Below are 2,642 nucleotides of genomic sequence, written 5' to 3'. Positions count from 1 at the left end.
AGCCGTTCGCGCCGGGGGGAGTGCCAGGCGAGTCGGACGTCGGCGCGCGCGCCCGGGGCGAGGGCGATCAGGGTGTCGGGGGTTCGGTCCGGAGGCCTCTGCGACGGCGCTGATGCGGGCGCCGCCCGCATCGGTGGCGTAGACGCCGGGGATGCCGGTCAGCGTGCACGGCTCGGACGCCGTGTTCGTGAGCACCAGTCGAAGGCGCTGCTGCCGGCTCCGGACGCCTCTGGGTCGGGCCGGTACTCCATCGCCAGGTCGGAGCCGTTGCACCGCGGCGTCGACGACTCGGCGGGGGACTGATCCGGTGAGTCCGGAGCGGACACCGGGGGTGCATCGGGGGCGGTCTGCTCGGGAGCCGGGGCAGCGGTCGGAGTCGGGGCGGCGGTCGGAGCCGCGGCACTCGGAGTCCGCGTCGGCACATCCGGGGTGCGCGTCGCGCTCGGGCGCGGGAGCGGGCTCTGCGACGTCGCCGCGCCTCCGCCGCCCGCGCAGCCGCTGAGGAGGAGGACGAGGGAGGCTGCTGCCAGGACGGGGGCGGCGATCCGCCGCGTGGACATGCTCATCGTCGCAGTCTGCCACCGCGCCGGAGGATCGACACCGCCGCTGTCGCGTCGTCCGGCGACCGGCGAGACCGCTGGAGGGAGCCCCGGGCTGTGCCCCGGGACTCCCCGCCGGGCTAGAGACGGACGATCATCTTCCCGGTGTTGCCGCCGCGCATCATCGAGAGGAACGCGTCGACCGCGTGGTCGATGCCGTCGACGACCGTCTCGTCGTAGGCGATCCGGCCCTCGGCGAACCAGCCGGCCATCAGCCGGTTGAACTCCGCCGCCTGGTCGAGGTAGCCCGACAGAGTGAAGCCCCGCAGGGTGAGGCCGCGGGTGATGATGGTCGCCATGTTGTCGGGACCGGGTGCCTTCTCGGTGCTGTTGTAGCCGGCGATCGCCCCGCAGAGGGCCGCTCGCCCACCGTCGCGGAAGGCGTCGAGCGCTGCCTCGAGGTGATCTCCTCCGACGTTGTCGAAGTAGACGTCGATCCCGTCGGGCGCAGCCGCCGCCAGCTGCTCGCGCACGGGCGCCGAGTGGTAGTCGAAGGCGGCGTCGTAGCCGTACTTGCCGGTGAGCAGGGCGACCTTCTCGGCGGAGCCGGCCGAGCCGATGACCCGCTCGGCGCCCAGGAGACGGGCGATCTGCCCCGCGGCCGAGCCGACGGCTCCCGCAGCACCCGAGACGAAGACGGTGTCCCCCTCCTTCATGCCGGCGATCGTGGTGAGGCCGACGTAGGCCGTGAGCCCGGTCATCCCGAGGATGCCGAGGCGCAGGGAGAGCGGCGCCCCGGGGATCTCGGGGACGACGCGGAACTGCGACGCCTCCGCCTGCACGATGTCGCGCCAGCCGAGCTGGTGCAGGACCGCGCTGCCGACGGGGAACGCCGGGTCGTCCGAGACGGTGACACGGCCGACGGCGCCGCCCGTCATGGTCTCGCCGAGCGCGAACGGCGGGGTGTAGCTCTTCACGTCGTTCATGCGGCCGCGCATGTAGGGGTCGACCGAGAGGAAGGCGTTCTCGACGCGGATCTCGCCGGCGGCGGGATCGCCGTACTCGACGGTCGAGGTGCGGAAGTCTTCGGCGACGGGCCACCCGTCGGGGCGGCGGACGAGCTGGATCTGGGTGCTAGTGACGGAGGGCATGGGGCCTTTCGAGTGGTGGTGGGCGGGGGTCAGAGTGCGAGGCCGACGGCGAGGGTGATCGCCGCCAGGAGCCCGGGAGTCATCTGCGTGAGTGCCGCGCGACGCTTGGTCGGCGCCGACAGCAGCAGGACGAGCGCGGCGGCGACCATCGAGCCGACCCCCGCGAAGACGAGTGCGGCGCCGACGGCGGTCGCTCCGCCCGCCACCGCAACGATGCCGATGACCGTGACGATCGCGAGGAACAGGTTGTAGAACCCCTGGTTGAACGCCATCTCCCTGGTCGACTCGGCCTCGCCGGCCGTCGTGCCGAAGACGGAGCGGGCGCGGGGCGTGGTCCACAGCACCGATTCGAGCACGAAGATGTAGACGTGCAGCACCGCGGCGAGAGCGGCGAGCACCAGTCCGAGAACGATCACGGCGGGCCTCCTGGCGAGTCGACCGGGCGGAGGACCCCCACCCGATTGTGTATCGGTCAGTCCACAATAGACTGGCCGAAGCAGTGCGCGCCAGTGGACAGCGCTGCTCCCTCCGGGGAGCTCCATCGAGACCGCGGAGGCGGTGAGCAGAGGAGGCGTCGTGGGACGCACGCAGGGCTTCGACACCGAGCAGGTGGTCCGTGCCGCGCGCGCCGTGTTCTGGGAGAACGGGTTCCAGGAGGCGGCGCTGCCCGACCTCGAGGCCGCGACGGGCCTGGGCCGCTCCAGCCTGTACCACGCCTTCGGGAGCAAGCGCGGGCTCTTCGACGCCGCGGTGCAGAGCTACCTGGACGAGGTCGTGCGGCCGCGGCTGGCTCCACTCGTCGCTCCCTCCGGTGCGTCGCCCACGGCGCTCGAGGAGTACTTCACGGGGCTGCGGACGGCGCTCGCCGACCCGCGCTCGCTCTCGGCGCGGAGCGGATGCCTCCTGTTGAACGCCGCGGGCGCGCCGATCGCGCGCGACGAGGCGGTCCGCG

At 72.9% G+C, this 2,642-nt stretch carries 5 protein-coding genes; 1 reads left to right on the top strand and 4 read right to left on the bottom strand.

All coding sequences use genetic code 11. From position 1 onward, the window contains the following. From ACH61_RS19405 to ACH61_RS14950, 4 genes are all read right to left on the bottom strand, one after another. The coding region (locus ACH61_RS19405; RefSeq protein ID WP_161489681.1) for a DUF4232 domain-containing protein at nucleotides 1–195 on the bottom strand (195 nt) is incomplete at its 3' end. Next, nucleotides 159–566, bottom strand: coding sequence for a hypothetical protein (locus tag ACH61_RS14960; protein WP_161489680.1), 408 nt, complete (start codon nucleotides 564–566; stop codon nucleotides 159–161). The genes ACH61_RS19405 and ACH61_RS14960, both read right to left, overlap by 37 nt. 113 nt (nucleotides 567–679) lie before the next feature. Continuing rightward, nucleotides 680–1,690, bottom strand: coding sequence for an NADP-dependent oxidoreductase (locus ACH61_RS14955; protein WP_068213579.1), 1,011 nt, complete (start codon nucleotides 1,688–1,690; stop codon nucleotides 680–682). 29 nt (nucleotides 1,691–1,719) lie between these two features. Then, nucleotides 1,720–2,106 carry a DUF1304 domain-containing protein gene (locus tag ACH61_RS14950; protein WP_068213576.1) on the bottom strand — a complete coding sequence of 129 codons (387 nt, stop codon included), beginning with the start codon at nucleotides 2,104–2,106 and terminating at the stop codon, nucleotides 1,720–1,722. Nucleotides 2,107–2,266: 160 nt separating this feature from the next. Between ACH61_RS14950 and ACH61_RS14945 the strand changes: the two genes are divergently transcribed. Beyond that, nucleotides 2,267–2,642 (top strand): TetR/AcrR family transcriptional regulator (locus ACH61_RS14945; RefSeq protein ID WP_153038931.1); only part of this gene is annotated, 376 nt, incomplete at its 3' end.

The sequence above is a fragment of the Rathayibacter tanaceti genome (genome assembly GCF_001634385.1).
GTDB lineage: Bacteria > Actinomycetota > Actinomycetes > Actinomycetales > Microbacteriaceae > Rathayibacter > Rathayibacter tanaceti.
Note: the sequence above shows the minus strand (reverse complement) of the source record. Positions and strands in the feature narration are given on the sequence as shown.